Annotated in this window: 19 protein-coding genes and 1 other annotated feature; of the genes, 3 read left to right on the forward strand and 16 right to left on the reverse strand. The window is 38.8% G+C overall.

Annotated features, from left to right (window positions below):
• Positions 1–35: 35 nt before the first annotated feature.
• The gene (locus tag ACQQ2I_RS12410; protein ID WP_431027112.1) at positions 36–656 is read right to left on the reverse strand and encodes a DUF3298 domain-containing protein; all 621 of its coding nucleotides are present in this window, start codon (positions 654–656) and stop codon (positions 36–38) included.
• Between the two features lie 140 nt (positions 657–796).
• Entirely contained in the window at positions 797–1738 is a 942-nt protein-coding gene (locus ACQQ2I_RS12415; RefSeq protein ID WP_431027113.1) for an MBL fold metallo-hydrolase, read from the reverse strand.
• A gap of 168 nt (positions 1739–1906) precedes the next feature.
• Positions 1907–2111, forward strand: a binding site (T-box leader).
• A 42-nt stretch (positions 2112–2153) separates the two neighbouring features.
• Here ACQQ2I_RS12415 and proC point away from each other — a divergent pair.
• Positions 2154–2960 (forward strand): pyrroline-5-carboxylate reductase, encoded by an 807-nt coding sequence (proC, locus tag ACQQ2I_RS12420; protein WP_431027114.1) that lies wholly within the window; start codon positions 2154–2156, stop codon positions 2958–2960.
• 21 nt (positions 2961–2981) lie between these two features.
• The gene (gene namA / locus ACQQ2I_RS12425; protein WP_431027115.1) at positions 2982–3992 is read left to right on the forward strand and encodes an NADPH dehydrogenase NamA; all 1011 of its coding nucleotides are present in this window, start codon (positions 2982–2984) and stop codon (positions 3990–3992) included.
• A gap of 146 nt (positions 3993–4138) precedes the next feature.
• Here the strand turns inward: namA and ACQQ2I_RS12430 are convergent, their stop codons facing one another.
• Both ACQQ2I_RS12430 and ACQQ2I_RS12435 read right to left on the reverse strand, forming a co-directional pair.
• Positions 4139–4444 carry an acyl-phosphate glycerol 3-phosphate acyltransferase gene (locus tag ACQQ2I_RS12430; protein WP_431027116.1) on the reverse strand — a complete coding sequence of 102 codons (306 nt, stop codon included), beginning with the start codon at positions 4442–4444 and terminating at the stop codon, positions 4139–4141.
• 283 nt (positions 4445–4727) lie between these two features.
• The gene (locus ACQQ2I_RS12435) at positions 4728–6725 is read right to left on the reverse strand and encodes a methyl-accepting chemotaxis protein (RefSeq protein ID WP_431027117.1); all 1998 of its coding nucleotides are present in this window, start codon (positions 6723–6725) and stop codon (positions 4728–4730) included.
• A gap of 518 nt (positions 6726–7243) precedes the next feature.
• Between ACQQ2I_RS12435 and ACQQ2I_RS12440 the strand changes: the two genes are divergently transcribed.
• Positions 7244–8326, forward strand: a complete 1083-nt coding sequence (locus ACQQ2I_RS12440; RefSeq protein WP_431027118.1) for an S-layer homology domain-containing protein — start codon at positions 7244–7246, stop codon at positions 8324–8326.
• A gap of 78 nt (positions 8327–8404) precedes the next feature.
• Here the strand turns inward: ACQQ2I_RS12440 and ACQQ2I_RS12445 are convergent, their stop codons facing one another.
• From ACQQ2I_RS12445 to fabG, 12 genes are all read right to left on the reverse strand, one after another.
• Positions 8405–9643 carry a DNA polymerase IV gene (locus tag ACQQ2I_RS12445; protein ID WP_431027119.1) on the reverse strand — a complete coding sequence of 413 codons (1239 nt, stop codon included), beginning with the start codon at positions 9641–9643 and terminating at the stop codon, positions 8405–8407.
• Positions 9644–9852: 209 nt separating this feature from the next.
• The gene (locus ACQQ2I_RS12450; protein WP_431027120.1) at positions 9853–10029 is read right to left on the reverse strand and encodes a hypothetical protein; all 177 of its coding nucleotides are present in this window, start codon (positions 10027–10029) and stop codon (positions 9853–9855) included.
• A gap of 34 nt (positions 10030–10063) precedes the next feature.
• On the reverse strand, positions 10064–10243 hold the full coding sequence (locus ACQQ2I_RS12455) for a hypothetical protein (protein ID WP_431027121.1): 180 nt from the start codon (positions 10241–10243) through the stop codon (positions 10064–10066).
• An 82-nt stretch (positions 10244–10325) separates the two neighbouring features.
• Positions 10326–11570, reverse strand: a complete 1245-nt coding sequence (locus tag ACQQ2I_RS12460) for an ABC transporter substrate-binding protein (protein WP_431027122.1) — start codon at positions 11568–11570, stop codon at positions 10326–10328.
• An 83-nt stretch (positions 11571–11653) separates the two neighbouring features.
• Positions 11654–12361, reverse strand: coding sequence for an ABC transporter ATP-binding protein (locus ACQQ2I_RS12465; RefSeq protein WP_431027123.1), 708 nt, complete (start codon positions 12359–12361; stop codon positions 11654–11656).
• Positions 12345–13121, reverse strand: coding sequence for an ABC transporter ATP-binding protein (locus tag ACQQ2I_RS12470; RefSeq protein ID WP_431027124.1), 777 nt, complete (start codon positions 13119–13121; stop codon positions 12345–12347). Before ACQQ2I_RS12470 ends, ACQQ2I_RS12465 begins: the two co-directional genes overlap by 17 nt.
• A 2-nt stretch (positions 13122–13123) precedes the next feature.
• Entirely contained in the window at positions 13124–14146 is a 1023-nt protein-coding gene (locus ACQQ2I_RS12475; protein WP_431027125.1) for a branched-chain amino acid ABC transporter permease, read from the reverse strand.
• The gene (locus ACQQ2I_RS12480; RefSeq protein ID WP_431027126.1) at positions 14147–15010 is read right to left on the reverse strand and encodes a branched-chain amino acid ABC transporter permease; all 864 of its coding nucleotides are present in this window, start codon (positions 15008–15010) and stop codon (positions 14147–14149) included.
• A 133-nt stretch (positions 15011–15143) separates the two neighbouring features.
• Entirely contained in the window at positions 15144–15575 is a 432-nt protein-coding gene (locus ACQQ2I_RS12485; RefSeq protein ID WP_431027127.1) for an acyl-CoA thioesterase, read from the reverse strand.
• Positions 15576–15590: 15 nt separating this feature from the next.
• Positions 15591–15995, reverse strand: a complete 405-nt coding sequence (locus tag ACQQ2I_RS12490; RefSeq protein ID WP_431027128.1) for a MaoC/PaaZ C-terminal domain-containing protein — start codon at positions 15993–15995, stop codon at positions 15591–15593.
• Positions 15992–16441, reverse strand: a complete 450-nt coding sequence (locus tag ACQQ2I_RS12495) for a MaoC family dehydratase N-terminal domain-containing protein (RefSeq protein ID WP_431027129.1) — start codon at positions 16439–16441, stop codon at positions 15992–15994. The genes ACQQ2I_RS12490 and ACQQ2I_RS12495 overlap by 4 nt, the downstream gene beginning before the upstream one ends.
• Before the next feature lie 18 nt (positions 16442–16459).
• The gene (fabG, locus tag ACQQ2I_RS12500; RefSeq protein ID WP_431027130.1) at positions 16460–17224 is read right to left on the reverse strand and encodes a 3-oxoacyl-ACP reductase FabG; all 765 of its coding nucleotides are present in this window, start codon (positions 17222–17224) and stop codon (positions 16460–16462) included.
• Positions 17225–17242: the final 18 nt, after the last annotated feature.

Here is a 17242-nt window from a genome sequence, read left to right on the forward strand (position 1 = left end):
ATCTCTCTTTCGTCTTGCAATTGCATTGGATTGATTTAATTGTTAATAGCCATTCTTCCTAAAGGGCCGTTTTCATCGATAATATCCTGTATATCATAAACAGAAATCGGGAACATAGGGAATCCATAAGCATACGGTGTTATTTCATATAGCTGAAAATAAATGACAAGCGCTTTATCTGCAATATAAAAATCTTGGTTAGGCTTAATCGATGTAAACTCACCTAGAAGCTGGATGTTGCGTCTTTTAATTTGTGCCTTAATGTTGTCAGAAAGCCGTTTTACATAATCACTTCCAGGCTTAAATAAGTCTTTCAAATCATAATTTTTTTGATTTTTCATATCAAATGTTAGTGATTTTATATAGGTCATGCCATGTGCTGCGTGATAATGATACGTATAGTTCGAAAGAGAAAGGCTTAGCACCTGACGTTGATTGTTTTTAATTTCATACGTACCAATCATCTCCTCAACGGTTGTCGGCATATTGCCAACTTGCTCATTAATCAGCTGCTGTGTTTGCTGAACAATCGCACGATTCACCGTGTGTTCCCATTGTCCATTTTGAACCCCTATGACTTGTGGAAATACTACGGTTTGATTGGGTCCACCACGAATAATAGACGTTCCGATCTGCACCGGCAATGTTTCAAACATATATCCATCCTCTATACTTTTTCCTCATTGTATTCTGGAAAAGTGGTTTGTGTTTCTTATTTGCTGAAGATGTCACAATGTTGGCTCCATATATCAATAAAAAACACGTAAAATCATTAAGATTTTACATGTTTTTCATCCTACGCCCTCACATACAAATACACACCATCTTCCTCTTTCAACGTTGCTAATCCTTTATCTACTAAGTAATCGAGCTGCCCAAGTGTTTCTGAAAGTGTTAATCCAAGTTGTGCTTTATAAATTTTTGGAAACAAAATTTTGTTTACATCAAAAACACTCATTGGTTCCTGTAAAAATTCACGTACTTTTAGCGCGCGAGCTTGCTGTTTGGCTAATCGCTCTTCCACTAACTCCCTTACATTACGCACTTCATCACCATGCCCTGTATATAGTGTGGATACGTGTAAATCGCTCAGCTTTTGCAGCGAAGCATTATATTGTAATAATGAATGAGGGCGGTCACCTTCCAATGTCACTGGTGGTTCTACAAGCGGATTAGAAGATACCTTTTCGAGCAATAAATCGCCCCCGATACATTCGCGTGATGTTTCCTCTAAAAAAATTAAATGACTTTGTGCATGACCAGGCGTTTCATACACACGAAGCCCCGGATGTCCCGGTACTTCATCGCCCTCATGTAAAAAGCTGGTTAACGGACGCGCTCCAAATAACTCCATTTCCCCACGTACTTTTACAACACGATCAATATACGGTTTAGGCACACCTTCATATTGTAGTTCACGAATATAAAACTCATCACGATAGTTAATAAACGCCGGCTCCTGCCGCATCCAGTAATCTACATACTCATGACCAAGTATATTGGCATATGGAAATGCATCAACCCAGCCCACATGATCAGGATGGTGGTGCGTTAATACGACTTGTTCTACATCCTTCATCTCATATCCTGCAGCACGAATTCCCCATTTCAGTGCCTCATATGCTTCCTCTGTTTTTGGTCCTACATCAAATAATGTCAATGTATCCCCTTTGACTAAAAATGCATTCACATCCCCTACTGGATATGGTGTCGGCATAATGATTTTATGTAATTGCATCTTAACAACCCCTTTATTTTTCTTAGAAAGACACTTGATGTCCTTTTCCGTAGCTATCCACACAAAAAATGAATATCCATTCATCTATTTTACTCCTTTTTTTATTTTTCGTCACGCTTTAGGTTGACACCTTGACATTACATTTATATAATTTTCTCATAATTCAAAACGAAAGCGTTGAAGAAGCCAAGTAAATCATTGAACGATGAAAGAGAGTGTTGCATATGCTGAGAGCAACATCATCCACTTCAATAATTGAACCTACTTCTGAGCTTGTTATGACAACATAACCGCTAACCTGGCGTTATAAGGATTAAGTTGCACATTTGTGAACTAAGGTGGTACCGCGGAAACGAGCGTTTTCGTCCTTAATGAAGAGGACGGAAGCGCTTTTATTGATGAAGGAGGCTTTTTTATGCAAAAGATTGTATTTATTGGTGCTGGCTCAATGGCTGAAGCAATTATTGGAGGATGGGTAAACAAAGGATATTTTGATGCAAAGCAAATTTTTGTATCTAATCGTTCAGACTTTGCTCGCTTAGAAAACTTACACAACACATATGGCGTACAAATTTTAGAGCAGTTATCGGATTTGCACGATGCAGATTTAATTATTTTAGCAATGAAACCAAAAGATGTTGGTAGTGCTATGCAAAATATCGCACCGTTTATTTCAGCTAACGCAACGATATTATCCGTGCTGGCAGGCATTTCTATTAAAACGATTGAAGACGGTTTATCTGCACGCCCTATCGCGCGCGTGATGCCGAATACTTCTGCGACAATTGGCATGAGTGCAAGTGGTATTGCTTTTAACGACCTTGTAACAGAGGAACAAAAAGCATTATTTATTGAAATGCTTATGACAATTGGTCTTGTCGTTGAAGTAGAGGAAGATAAACTACATGCAGTAACAGCCCTTTCTGGTAGTGGCCCTGCTTATATTTATTACTTAATGGAGGCATTTGAAAAGGTCGGAACAGACATCGGTTTACCGAAAGATGTCGTACGCCAATTAATGGTTCAAACAATTGCCGGTTCCGCTTCTATGTTACAATCAGTCGATGAGGAGCCAGATGAGTTGCGTCGTAAAATAATGAGTCCGGGGGGTACAACAGAGGCTGGCATCCAAGCACTACAGGACCATCATTTTACAGAAACGATTGAAGCGTGTGTGAAAAGTGCAGAATCACGTTCACGCGAGCTAGCCAAAGGGGTTTAACGGAGATGGAGGGAAAGGTCTATGGTCAAACTTTTTAAACCTTACAAACTACGAAACATCGAGCTAAAAAACCGGATTGTCATGGCACCCATGTGTATGTATGAAGCAAATGAGTTTGGTTTTGCGCAGCCATTTCACATTGTGCACTATGCTTCCCGCGCAATGGGGCAGGTTGGTCTAGTAATGCTAGAAGCTACGGCGGTATTGCCAGAAGGTCGTATTTCAACACGTGACCTTGGCATATGGCATGATGAGCAACTTGAAGGACTAAAGCAAATCGTCGACCAAATTCATGCATACGGCAGTAAAGCAGCGATTCAGCTAGCACATGCTGGACGCAAAGCTACGGTAGAAGGACCTATTTATGCCCCGTCTGCCATTGCGTTTGATGACACCTATCAAACACCTGTAGCACTAACACCAGAACAGCTGAAAGAAGTCGTGAATGCCTTTGTTGCTTCGGCACAACGCGCGATCAATGTAGGCTTCGATGTGTTAGAAATTCACGGTGCACATGGTTATTTAATTAGTGAGTTTTTGTCGCCTTTAACGAATAAACGTGAAGATGCATACGGCGGTAGCCCAGAAAACCGTTATCGTCTATTGCGAGAAGTCATTGACGGTATTCGCGCGATTTGGAATGGACCATTACTTGTCCGTGTTTCTGCAAAAGATTACGTAGAAGGTGGCAACAATCCAGAAGACTTCATCCAATTTGCAGCTTGGATGAAAGCACAAGATGTAGATTTAATTGATGTTTCTTCAGGTGGTGTCGTACCGGCAACAATTGCGGTCAAACCACTTTACCAAGTCCCATTTTCTGAAACGATTCGTCAAGCCAGCATACCAACAGGCGCAGTCGGCCTCATTACAACGGGGCATGAAGCGGAAGAAGTTTTACAAAAAGAGCAAGCAGATTTAATCTTTATCGGTCGCGAGCTACTACGTGACCCTTATTTCCCATACCGTGCTGCAAAACAGTTAGGCGTTGACATCGATCCACCGACCCCGACGTATAAACGTGGCTGGTAACGTATCATTCATTAATTCCAATTTTAGAGGGGGTCTCCTATTCGAGATACCCCTTTTGGTCATAAAAGAAGATTACCTTGCAACATTATTTTATGAGTACTTATATTAAGAAAAGCGCAACGGATTATGTTTCCGTTGCGCTTTTTTTACATTACCCCTGCTCGAATTCGTTTGACGATTGAATATGTAGTAAACAATGCCATTGGAGCAAACACTAATGATAGAATAACCCAAAATGTAAGTGCTCCGGCTGCTTGCAACTCGCTAAAATTCGTCATGATGTAAACAATTACACCGAATAATAATATATAGCTTAAAACATTTGGAAAAATCACAAGTAAACGCAATAAAGCAGGGTTCATTTTTGGTGCCGTTATTTCTGGTGTTGACGCTACCTGTCTTGCCGCTGAATGTAATGTAATCGATGGTTTTTTCTTTTTCGCTTTCCCCATAATACAACTCCCCCTTCCCTCTTATTATAACTCGCGCAAACATTATTTTTCTACAATAAGTAAAGCGTAAGCGCCCACTCTAGCCCCGGCATGCGTTGGAGATAGGCTCACAGTGTGCTTGCACACGAAGAGACTTTCGAAACGTCACGAGGGGCTGGTCCGCTTGCGCTAGCCACTGTTTCAATTTGAAAAAGTTTATACTTATCTTTTAAACAAAAAGCAGCTAAGTGTCCTTAGCTACTTTTACTATCTGACCAACCTTACCTTTAAATGATAAAAACAATTATTTCAATTTAAACTTATTTGTACGCATATCCAAGTCATTTGAAATCGCATATACAGCATTCACGGCCTCTGCCATTTCCTTCATATCTTTCGATTGTTTTCTTGTATCTACTGCCATTTGTTCCACACGCTCTGTATTGTGTTTGGCTAACTCCGCCACATCTTCAATAGAAGCTGTAATTTCCTCCGTACTTGCAGTCATTTCCTCTGAAGCGCTTGAGACGCGATCCACTTGACTGGAAATCACTTGAATGCCGTCCGAAATATGATGAAATGCAGATTGCGCTTCATTTGCAATAGTGCGACCATCCTCCAGAACTGTAGATGTCGAAGCAATCGCCTGCACAATTTCTACCGTTTCACGTTGTACATCTGTTACAACATGTGAAATTCGCTCTGCCGCCACTTTCGATTCTTCTGCTAATTTACGCACTTCCTCTGCCACTACAGCAAAACCTTTCCCCGCTTCTCCAGCACGAGCCGCTTCAATGGAAGCATTTAATGCGAGCAAGTTCGTTTGATCTGAAATACCCGTAATGACATTTGTAAACTCACCAATTTGCTCTGAAAGCTGTTCTAATGACTTCGTACGTGTCACAGATTGATCAGTTTGATTGTGAAGTCGGTCCAATTCACTTAATAAATTGTCTACTACTTTTACACCTTTTAATGCACTTTGCTCTGTATCGGTGGCGATACTGGCAATTTCCATAATGGATTCTGTCACCCCTTGAATGCCGCGCGCTAAATCCTCCATTGCGAGTGCACTTTCTTCAATATTGACAAGCTGTGTACGTGAATCTTTTTCAATCACTTCAGATGACGTTAAAATATCATTCGATGAGGCAATTGTTGCAGTAGAATGACGTTGAATGTCGTCGGCCGCACCATTCATCACACCGGATTGCTCACGTAAATCATGCATAATGGATTGGAAGTTATCCATCATCGTGTTACTGGCTAATACAAGCTGACCAATTTCATCTTCTGAATCATTTTCAATCCGTTTCGTTAAATCCCCTTGCCCATTTGAAATATCAAGTAGTGAATTGCGAACACTTAAAATACGCTTCACTTGACGCGAGATTGTCAAGTTTGTAATTGCTATTAAAATCGCAATCGCTAACCCTGCCGCAATCACTGTCGCAATTAAAATAAATGATAAAACACTGTTTGAAACTGTAATCGCTAAATATGTACCGTTAGATAAAGGCGTTACATAATTCATCGCACGCAAACCATCATATCTTGTACTTTCTTTTACAAGCTCTTGTGCATTAAACATCGACGTAGTAAATGCATTTTTTTCTAAAGAATCTTCATTTGTTGCTGCTAATACTTCACCGCTTGCATCGACAACCGCAGCATATAACACTGTCTCACTTAAATGTTTATTCAGTTCACCTATGTAAAACTCTTTACCAATTTGCGCTTCTAAATCAAGCAGTGCTTGTCCGTTTCGTGCTACTTGCACAATTTTTGGTAAAGCAGGATTCCAGCTACTCACACCAACAAATTTGTAAAATTGATTATCTACATCGCGGATTTGCGCGGATTGTGTAATGGCTGTTTCTCCCCCTGTAATTAGTTTCATATATTCATATGCTTGTCCATTTGGATCAGACGCAAAGCTAAAATCAATTTTCTCGGCAATCGACGTAATTGCCGTATTTCCTTGTGCATCTGTACTCCAAATTTCATCGATTCCACCACGTTCAGCTAAAGCTTTTAAATCTTCAAACTGTCCACCATTTTCTAAAATCCATGAAATTAACACAGACTCAGCAATCATTTCTTCTTCCATAATTTTTTCAGCGACATCACGAGACGTAATCGCACCTTCTAGCCCTAATTTTATCGATTCAACAAGTGCCTCTCCTTGCTCTTGAATACTGTTATTTGTCGTATTGTAAATAAAACCTGAAAACGCTGAGATAATTAAAATAACTGCCGCCAATATTGGCAACATCATTTTCCATTTCATTGATTTAAACATGCATGTTCCTCCATAAAACTAGGCTATATAACTACTTATGGTTTCCTCACTGTAACTTGGAGTTACTTTCCTTTCCAAATTTATTTGCGATGAAAGCGGAGCGACAGAAGCAGCTAGATACCAAGATACCAATCCCTCTGCAGTCACCAAGCTTCCACTCATTTTATTCCATAACCTGTAACCCCAAAATTTTAGTAACAAAACCATTTATTACTGATATTCTACTTTATAGGAAAAAAGTAAGTAAATATTTAATCCTATATAAAAACATAAAATTAACAATTTTTAAATAAATTCTTCACAAAAATTTTGTTTGCTACTTAAAAACTTTTTCTTCAGAGAATTTTACTCATCTCTTTGTTATACGAATATTCCCATTTAGCACGTAATACAAAAATAAGTTTTATTATTCCCTTTAGCCTAATTTTAATAGTAATAATTCCTCTTAAAACTACATAGGTGATAGAGTACAATAAGGAATATGTTTACATTTCATAAAGAAAAGGGGATTCATGATAATGCTTAAAAAGACAATCTTTACGACAACACTGACAGCTACCATGCTTTTAACAAGCGTTAGTGGCACGACAGCATCCGCGCAATCACAAGAAGCTTTTTCTACACCTCCTATAATTAATTCATCCACAGTTGCCCAAACAGAGCACACATCATTTGAAGAGTTATATAAAATGTTCAATTTAAATGAATTAATTTTTGATACAAAACACTATAGTGTGACAGCTGTGTCAAAAACACAGTTTGTTCTGAAAATTAGTGTGGATGCGATTATTAAAAGCTATGAGGACAATGTGAATGCTTATGAAGAAGGTAAAGAAGAATTCATGGGGAATATCGCACTGATCCGCTCATCTTTTGGGGACCATATCGAAATGCGCTTCACAAAACAGCGCAATGGCATCCAAAAAGAAATTAAAGTGACAAAACAATGGCTTCCATTATCAGCTGAAGATGAAGCTGTTTTCTTAGAGGTACTTGGACGTGGCAATGATTTGCAACGTGACGGTGGTTATTTCCTTGACACATTAAATCACTGGGCAGAACCATATGTTCAGTTTTTATATGAACTAGATATTATTAACGGGCAAAATGCCACAACCTTTAATCCAAACGGGCAAATTACTCGTGCACAATTAGTTTCTATGATTTTCCGTGCAACTGGACTGTCTGCGAAAGAGGATTTCACTAGTTATGCACCTTATAAAGATTTAATCAATCATTGGGCAGCAAAAGAAATTTCCATTTTATATGATTATGGATTTTTAGACATCTTTGGGGAAGATACTTTTATCCCATCCCAACGTGCTACACGTGAAGAAGTCGCTTATATGACACATATGCTGTTATTAGCATATGGTGTAGATGACGACTTTGGATACAACACGACATTTAAAGATCAGAAATCTATCAATCCCTTAGCACTGGATAGTATTTCATACCTACAAAAATTAAGTATTATTAATGGCTATAAGGATGGTACATTCAAACCGAAATCGATGATCACACGTGCACAATTTGCAAAAGTCTTAACGTTAGCTACTTTCCATTTAGAGGAATATTACGAAGAAACAGAGCTTGACTAAAAGTGGAAAAAGAAGGTGTTGTACTCCTCACCTTCTTTTTCTTATTAAACATCTGAAGAACTTACAATTATACTTAGCTCATTTCAAATCATCTAAAAAATCTTTACTAAAACTTGTATTCGCTTGATACTTCCCTACTCGCTTGCCTTTAACCCCCCGCCGGATAACCCCTTCTCCAAATTGACGTTCCAATTTGTTCATTAAGTTTAATATCGGTTCCTCTTTTACATATTCTTCAAAGTTGAAGATTGATAATTGTTCTGTACTATCTGTTTTGTCCATGACATTTCCAACCGTAATCCCTAACAGTCGCACCGGCTTTTCTTTCCAATGGTCCGACATTAAATCCTTTGCCACTTCAAAAATAAGACTTACTTCATCCGTACTATTTTGAATTGTTCGGCTATTCGTTTGATTTTTCCAGTCGCTGTATTTTATTTGAATGCTAATCGTCGTACCAACTAACCCTTTTGCCTTTAAACGATTACTCACCTTTTCTGCTAATGTATATAAAACATCTTGTATTTCAGCTAGATTGGAAACATCATAAGGTAGCGTCGTGGAATTGCCAACACTTTTCGTATCATAGATGGACTCTGGATCAACAGGTCGGTGATCGATTCCATTCGCTTTTTCGAGTAAGCGCAGTCCATTAATACCAAACTTTTGTTGTAACATGGTTTTTTCTGCTTGAGCTAAGTCACCGATTGTATGTATATTCATGTCCTTTAATTTGTCCGCTGTTTTCTTTCCTACGCCATGCATGTGAATCACTTCTAACGGCCACAATACTTCCTGCACATCTCGTTTGCGAATAATTGTAATGCCTAACGGTTTCTTCATATCCGATGCCATTTTAGCTAAAAATTTATTCGGTGCCACACCGATTGAACAAGGGAGCTGTAATTCATTGAATATCCGATTTTGTATATCATGCACGATTTCCATCGGGTGCTTATTACCTTCAATAGAGCTAATATCGATATAGCTTTCATCTATCGAGACGGGTTCAACTAAAGGGGTGTACTCTGTTAAAAGATTATAAAATTTCTTGGAAGCGTCACGATATCTTTCAAAATGAGGAGGGATTATGATGATTTCAGGACAGACCTTTAAAGCATCTGATACCCGTTGCGTCGTATAAACCCCTTTTTCACGCGCCTCATAACTGCATGTAATGACAATACCCCTACGCTCTTTCGGATTACCTGCAATGGCAATTGGTTTTCCCTTCAAAGTAGGGTCATACACTTGCTCTACGGAAGCATAAAAACTATTCATATCGACATGAAGTATAACTCTCCCTCTATTTGCCATAACATCCCCCTACTTTTTCTATCAAAATATCGCTAGTCTTTTAAATTATAAACGATATCTCACATTTTTATAAATATCCCCGCATTCGGATTACTTTTCCTTCAACTTCTGTTCCTAGTTGTGCCATGCCCATTTTTCGGTAAAGTGAAACTTCAATCAGTGGGGGTTTTCTTCATCCCCACTGATTGTTAGTTGAACCAATCGGGCTTTTACGGGCAGTTGATCTCCCACCTACACTTCTCGATTTCCTTAATCCTTGAGGTGGGCGTCTTAATGCCCGTTAATGCGGGATAAAACTTTAGTGCAGCTCTATTGGTTGGTGATACTCGTAAATGATATTCATTCACATCATTATCTTTAAAAAACTTTCGTGCATAGTTATGCAATATACGCCCTTTCCCCTTTCCCCTTGCCCCGACTTTAAGGAAGTAAATAATATAAATGGATATATCCTATCGTTCTACCTTCGTACTCACGAATCGTTAGTTCCAGTTGTCCAATAAGCGTACCATCTTCTTCAATTAACACAAAACCTGTTGAATACTTAGACACTTTATCTTTTAGCCACTGAATGTAATCCTCGTCTCCCCCTAAAATCACTTATATATTCATCACAAGAAAAAGACCAAATTCCCTTGATTTGGTCTTAAAAAATCACTATATTGCATAGGCAGTAAATAAACTATTTTAAATCTTCTTTTGTAAACTCTACCACTTCACCGTTTTCAATGTAGGACATACGTAAAATAGAATGGAAGCCACCCTTTTCATTGACTCCACCAATTGTATATACTTGTTTTTCTTCTGGCTGATTTTTTGCAGCCTCATCCATTGCAACCCTAATGGCTTTTGTATCATCAACTGTTCCAGCAATTTTCATTGCGTCTAATAAAATATTTAATGATATATAGTGGAACCCAGCCTCTGCGCCCGGATCTTTCTTATAGTCTGTGCGATAATTATCAATGAAGGTTTCTGTTCCTGGGTAGCTAGCATGAACCAATGGAAGCGTTGAAACACTCCCCTCTAGTAATTCGTAGCTACCTCCTAAAACTGCAGCCATTTGGTCAAACTTTGCTTGGTCCATAATGATAAAGCCACCTTCAAATCCTAAATCACGTGCTTGCTTTAGCACAAGAGCAGTTGGTTCAGATGCCCCACCAATAAATAATACATCTGGATTTTTGCTTAATGCATTTGTCATAATCGTTTGGAAATCTGTATCCTTTGTAAAATCAATGGATTCATCGAAGACGATTTCCCCACCATTCGCTTCCCAAACTGGTCGTAATGCTTCTGCCCAGTCTTTACCATATTGACTGGCTGTCGGTAAAAAGGCGATTTTTTTGCCGAATCTATCCATCTCATACTTTGTAAATGGCTCTAAATAAGTGTCATAGCCAGGTGGAATACGTACAGTTAGTGCATTCCCTTGCTCTATAATACCTGGCTCACTCGTATAAGCCATCACAATAAAATCTTCTTGTTCATTAAATACTTGCAGTGCATACACCCCGCCACTATGAGGTGTATATACAACCTTTGCTTTTTCTTCTTGTACTAATCGTTTCGCATTTGTAGCTGCTTCATTTGGCAAGTACTTATCGTCAAGTGAAGCAATTTTCACTGTATATGGCTGCCCGTTAATTTCTATGCCACCGTTTTCATTAATTTCATCTACCGCTAATGTTAGACCGTTTAGTGTCTCTGTACCATAAAGCGCAGCTGGCCCACTTAATGGACCGGTAAAGCCAATGACAAGCTCCTGTGCTTCTTTTGTACTTGCATTTTCCATTGTCCCCGTTTCTGTAGCTGTGTCGCTTTCTGTATTTTCTTCAGCTGTATTACTATCTGATGAACAAGCTACAAGTACAACTCCCAAAATAACGAGTAAGCAAATAAATAAACCCCTTTTTAATACTTTCATGTATGTCTCCCCTTTGTATCGTATTTTTTGGCTATACACAAACTAATTAGTTGGTTCTCACCACTTTTGTGGCTGTCACCTAACTAGGCACCGATATACGCTTTACGAATAGCATCGTTATTAAATAATTCGTGGCTATTTCCTTGAAGGACAACGATACCATTTTCAATGACATAACCACGATTCGCAATCTTAAGTGCGGCATTTGCATTTTGTTCAGCAAGTAATACTGTTGTTCCATTTCGATTAATTTCTTGAATAACCGAAAACATCTGCTCCACAATCAGTGGTGCCAACCCAATAGAAGGTTCATCCATCATAATGAGCTTCGGTTTCGCCATTAACGCTCGTCCAATGGCGAGCATTTGTTGCTGTCCCCCACTCAATGACCGGGCCGGATCATCTTTCTTATCCATTAAAATAGGAAACAGCTCATATACTTCGTGTAATGATTGCTTTAGCTGTGTTTTATGTCTCCGATGAATAAAACCGCCCATCATCAAGTTTTCTTGAACAGACATGTCAGGAAATAGCTTTCTTCCTTCTGCACATTGTACGATTCCTGATCTTACGATGCGATCGGGGGATTGTCCACGCACACTTTTGCTATTAAATTGTATATCGCCATCACTTACTTTATTTAACCCACTAATGGTATTAAAAATGGTACTTTTCCCAGCTCCATTTGCACCTAATAAGACTACTAACTCTCCTTCATTTACTTCAAAATTAATATTTTTTAACGCCTCAAATGCGCCAAATTTGACAGTTATATTAGCTAATTTCAGCAACTAATTCACCTCCTAAATAAGCTTCGATCACAGTTGGATTATTTTTGATTTCATCAGGTGTGCCTTCAGCAATTTTTGACCCATGATTCAGCACTAAAATACGATCAGCAATGTCCATAATCATCTGCATTTTATGTTCAATAATACAAACGGTCATTCCATTATCAACCATTTTCTTCATCAATTCCGCCAGCCCGTCCGTTTCATCTGGATTAATACCTGCAGCTGGCTCATCAAGAAATATCACTTTAGGAGACGTAGCAAGAGCAAGGGCAATCGCAACTCGCTTTTTATTTTCCTGTGAAATGGTAGCAACTGGGTGATTAGCTAGCTCGGTTAGACCAACAAATGACAACACTTCCATTGCTTTTTCATATGCCTCTCGATGTTCTCGTTTTTCCCTTGCTGTCCGCAGTATAGCATCCAATAAATTGGATTTCGTGCGTAAACGATGACCTACAATTACATTGTCAATAACAGATGACTGCTCAAATAGATGTGTTGTTTGAAATGTACGAGCAATCCCAAGTCTCGCCACTTTATGTGAAGGAAGTTTCGTAATATCTTGTTCTTCAAATAAAATCGTTCCAGCAGTAGGCTGATGAAAGCCACTAATTACATTAAAAAATGTAGACTTCCCTGCTCCATTTGGTCCAATAATGGCTGTAATTTTTCCTTTTTCAATTTCAAAGTCAACATTGTTTACAGCTGTTAGACCACCAAATTGTTTTGTTAATCCCTCCAACTTAATAAAAGTCATCGCTATACCTCCCCACTTTGTACATTTGATGTTTCAACTTGGACAGGTTGAACGGGCTCCCGCTGCATTTTTTTCCTATGGCGGACTTTTGCTACAATAGAGTAGTACGCACCGACTAAACCTGTAGGGTAAAATATAACGACTAACGTTAAGATGGGACCGAATATCAACATACGATGTTCTTGGAAGCCATGTAAATATTGTTCTAACCCCATAAACAACATCGTACCTACAAGTGGACCTACTAATGTGCCAATACCTCCTACGATAAGGTACATAAGGAAGGTGAAAACCATGGTCGTTCCAGCAATTTCAGGACCAAGAAAACGTGTCAATGCCGCATATAATCCACCTGCAAGCCCTGCAAAACCAACGGATAGGACAAATGAGATGAGCTTATTTATTCTCGTATTAATTCCGATTGTTTGTGCTAATTCTTCACTATTACGAATAGCGATATAAGTCCTTCCTGTCAGTGAATAAACAATCCTCACCACGATAAAGATCGATAAAACAAGGAAGAATAAAACTAAATAATACATCACAATGGGTGAATTAAATTCAATCGGCCCAATCGCATTAGGAACAGGGATACCGATTAGCCCTCTTACACCGCCTGTTAAATCCTCCCACTTATCAATCAAGAGATAAATCAAATACCCAGCTATGAGTGTATAGATGGCAAAGAAATGCTCCTTTGTCCGCAAGGCGATTAAGCCTAAAGCAAGGCCAATGACCATTGTGAACACAATGGATAATAGTAATGCAAGCCAAAAATTAAGCCCGCCTTTCGTCGTTAAAATACCAACCATATAAGCACCAATCGCAAAGAATCCAGCATGCGCTAATGATAGCTGCCCCGTATAGCCAGCTAAAATATTCATCCCATACACGGCGATTGTATAAATAAAAGCTAGTGTCATAATGTGTAATACATAGCGATTTTCTGCAAAGACAACCGGGAATAGGATAGCTAAAATGAGTAATAAAATAATACCCATTCGTTTATTAAGCAACTTACTCATTTAATAAACCCCCTTTGCAAATAAGCCTTTAGGTCGCATCGTCATGATGATAATAAGTAGTAAAAATGCAATCATATCTTTATAGTCATTAGAAATATACGTGGCACCAAGACTTTCAGAAATGCCTAAAATCATGCCGCCTACTATTGCCCCTGGTACACTTCCCATACCACCAATAATGACAACAACAAATGCCTTTAAAATGACAAGATGCCCCATCGAAGGGTAGACAAGATTAATAGGAGAAGCAATCGACGCGGCTATTGCAGCTAATATGCCAGAAATAGCAAATGTCATCATCGCCACTGTGTTAGCATTAATCCCAACTAAAAACGAACCTTCTCGATTTTGGGCCATGGCAATAATCGAAGCACCAATCATCGTTTTCTTTAAGAACAGCTGCAGTAACACAACGGCAATACATGCGACAACAATAACTAGAATGCGTTGACCTGATGTAGATATACCCAGTACGGAAACGGCGTTATCAAATGGTGTAATCATACGGTGATACTCATTACCCCAAATAAGCGGAATGAGTGCATCAAAAAATAAAACAATTCCTATCGCAGCTATTTTGTCATGAATCGGCGGTGCATTTCTCAACGGATTAAATACTAAACGTTCCATTAAAATCGCAAGTAATGCGACACAAATAATGGAAACAGCCATTGCTATAAAATAATGAACACCAAATGCATTCATCGTCATTAAAGTAGCATAGCCACCAACCATATAGAGCGCACCATGAGCAAAGTTCGGAACATGTAGAATTCCAAAAACAAGTGTTAGCCCAATTGCCACTAGAATGTAAACGCTTCCTAAAGTTACACCATTAACTATTTGTTGCAGAAATAACGTCATTCTATTCCCCCCTCTATCTTTCATTCATGTCCAGTACAAGTTTTCAATTAAAAAACGCCATTCCTTGATCTTTATACTGTCATCTCCATCCCTAATCAGTACTTTTCAAGGATGGAGATACTATTTGAAAAAGCTATACTTTTTGAGGAGAATTAGCTTGTAAATGTTGCTCAAGTGTTACGCGCAACTCATCTGAAATTTTTATAGATGATTGTTCTTTGAAGTCGAAGCACACGATAACTGCACGACCTTTAGCAAGGAGCGTGTTCATCTCCTTATTGTAAATTTCATGGTCCAGCGTAAAGCTTTTAGTACCAATATGTGTCAGGTAAGTTTTTACCGTAATCATATTTCCTGGAAATGCTTGCTGAATAAAATCGCATTCTGTACGTGCAAGAATAAAGCTCGTTTGCCCTTTTAAATCATTTAATCCATAGTTCATACTGGCAAAAAATTTCGAACGTGCTTCTTCAAAATAGAAAAAATAACTCGTATTACTAGCATGACCACCCGCATCAGATTCACAGAAACGAACGTAAATATCAACATCTGGAATGCTTTTCATCTTTCTCCCCCTATACTACTTTGAATATATAAACGTAATCGTTCCATCTATTACTTCTTTACCATGCTGATTAATAGCAGCCACTTTAAATTCCATTAAACAAGATTCATTCTTTTGTAAAGTAGCTTGTAATGTAATGACGTCATCGATAAATACCATGCGTCTAAATCGAATAGTATAATCTTGGATAAACCCTTCCTCTGCAAAAGGAGTAAAAAGCTTTGCTAAGTTCCCCATCGTCCACATTCCGTGTGCAATGATTCCCGGTAAACCTGCATTTTTTGCTTCCTCGTCAATTGTATGAATCGGATTAAAGTCGCCTGAAGCACCCGCATATTTAATTAAATCGAGTCTAGATACTGGAGTAAGTTGAATGAGTGGCAATGATTGCCCTACTTGTAGCTCTACTATATGCGTCAAATCGGCATCTCCTTTCTAACCGCTTCATTAATAATAATGACACGCTCTTCTGAGAAAATAAGTTCATTTGCGGCATCAAAACCATAGCGATGAATGACTAAAAAACCCATATTTCCAAATGATCCATTTTTTTCGTAATAATCTTTTATTTCCGTTAAGCCATATACATCTTCCCCTACAAGTAGAGGACGTTTATAATGAAATTTTTGCTCTCCATGAATAAGCCCTTTCTCTGGAAGAACTAATTCAGGAATCGCCCCAAAATCTAATGTTATCGGAAATGTAGGTGGTGCAATATTTCTTTTATACCGGGACATTGCCCCTACTTCTTCGTCATAATAAATCGGATCAGCATCATAAATAGCTTCTGCAAACTTCTTCACTGCGCCTCTTTCTACTGTATTTTTTACTAAATTGGAACGCTTGCCGATTAAATGTTTAAACATTTCATGTCCCCATTTCCTTTAGTTTTTAGGTCCACCTGCAACATAGAGCACTTGACCACTAACAAACGAGGAATGTTCATCCGCAAAAAATAACACCGCATTTGCAATATCTGCTGGCTTGCCACTACGACCAACTGGGATGTTACTCACATTTGCTTCTATAAATGTCTCAAACGGAACACCGATTCTTTCAGCTGTCGCTTTTGTCATATCCGTTTCGATAAAGCCCGGTGCAATCGCATTTACAGTAATGCCAAATTTACCTAACTCGATAGCCAGTGTTTTCGTAAACCCTTGTAACCCAGCTTTTGCTGCCGCATAATTGGCTTGCCCACGATTTCCTAATGCAGAAGTAGACGATAAGTTAATGATACGACCATAATTTTGCTTCGTCATAAAGGTTTGTGCCGCACGTGATGCATAAAAAGCACCTTTTAAATGTACATCCATCACTGTTTCCCAATCGGCATCCGTCATTTTAAATAGTAGATTGTCACGAATAACACCCGCATTGTTTACTAAAATATCAATTGAACCAAACTGTTCATAGGCTTCTTGCATCGCTTGTTCGACTTCTTCACGATTCGTCACACTTGCCCGTTTTGTGTAAATGGCATAGCCTGCTTCAGCAAAATGTGCCACTGCCTCATTTAACGCTTCTTCATTGACATCTATCACCGCGACATTAGCGCCTTCACTGGCTAAATGTTCACCAATCGCTCTCCCAATCCCCCTACTGCCTCCCGTAATGAACGCCGTTTTTCCTTTAAAACGATTCCCCATTGTCTATCCCTCTTTTCG

The sequence above is a fragment of the Lysinibacillus sp. LZ02 genome, assembly GCF_050613145.1.
Classification (GTDB): domain Bacteria; phylum Bacillota; class Bacilli; order Bacillales_A; family Planococcaceae; genus Lysinibacillus_B.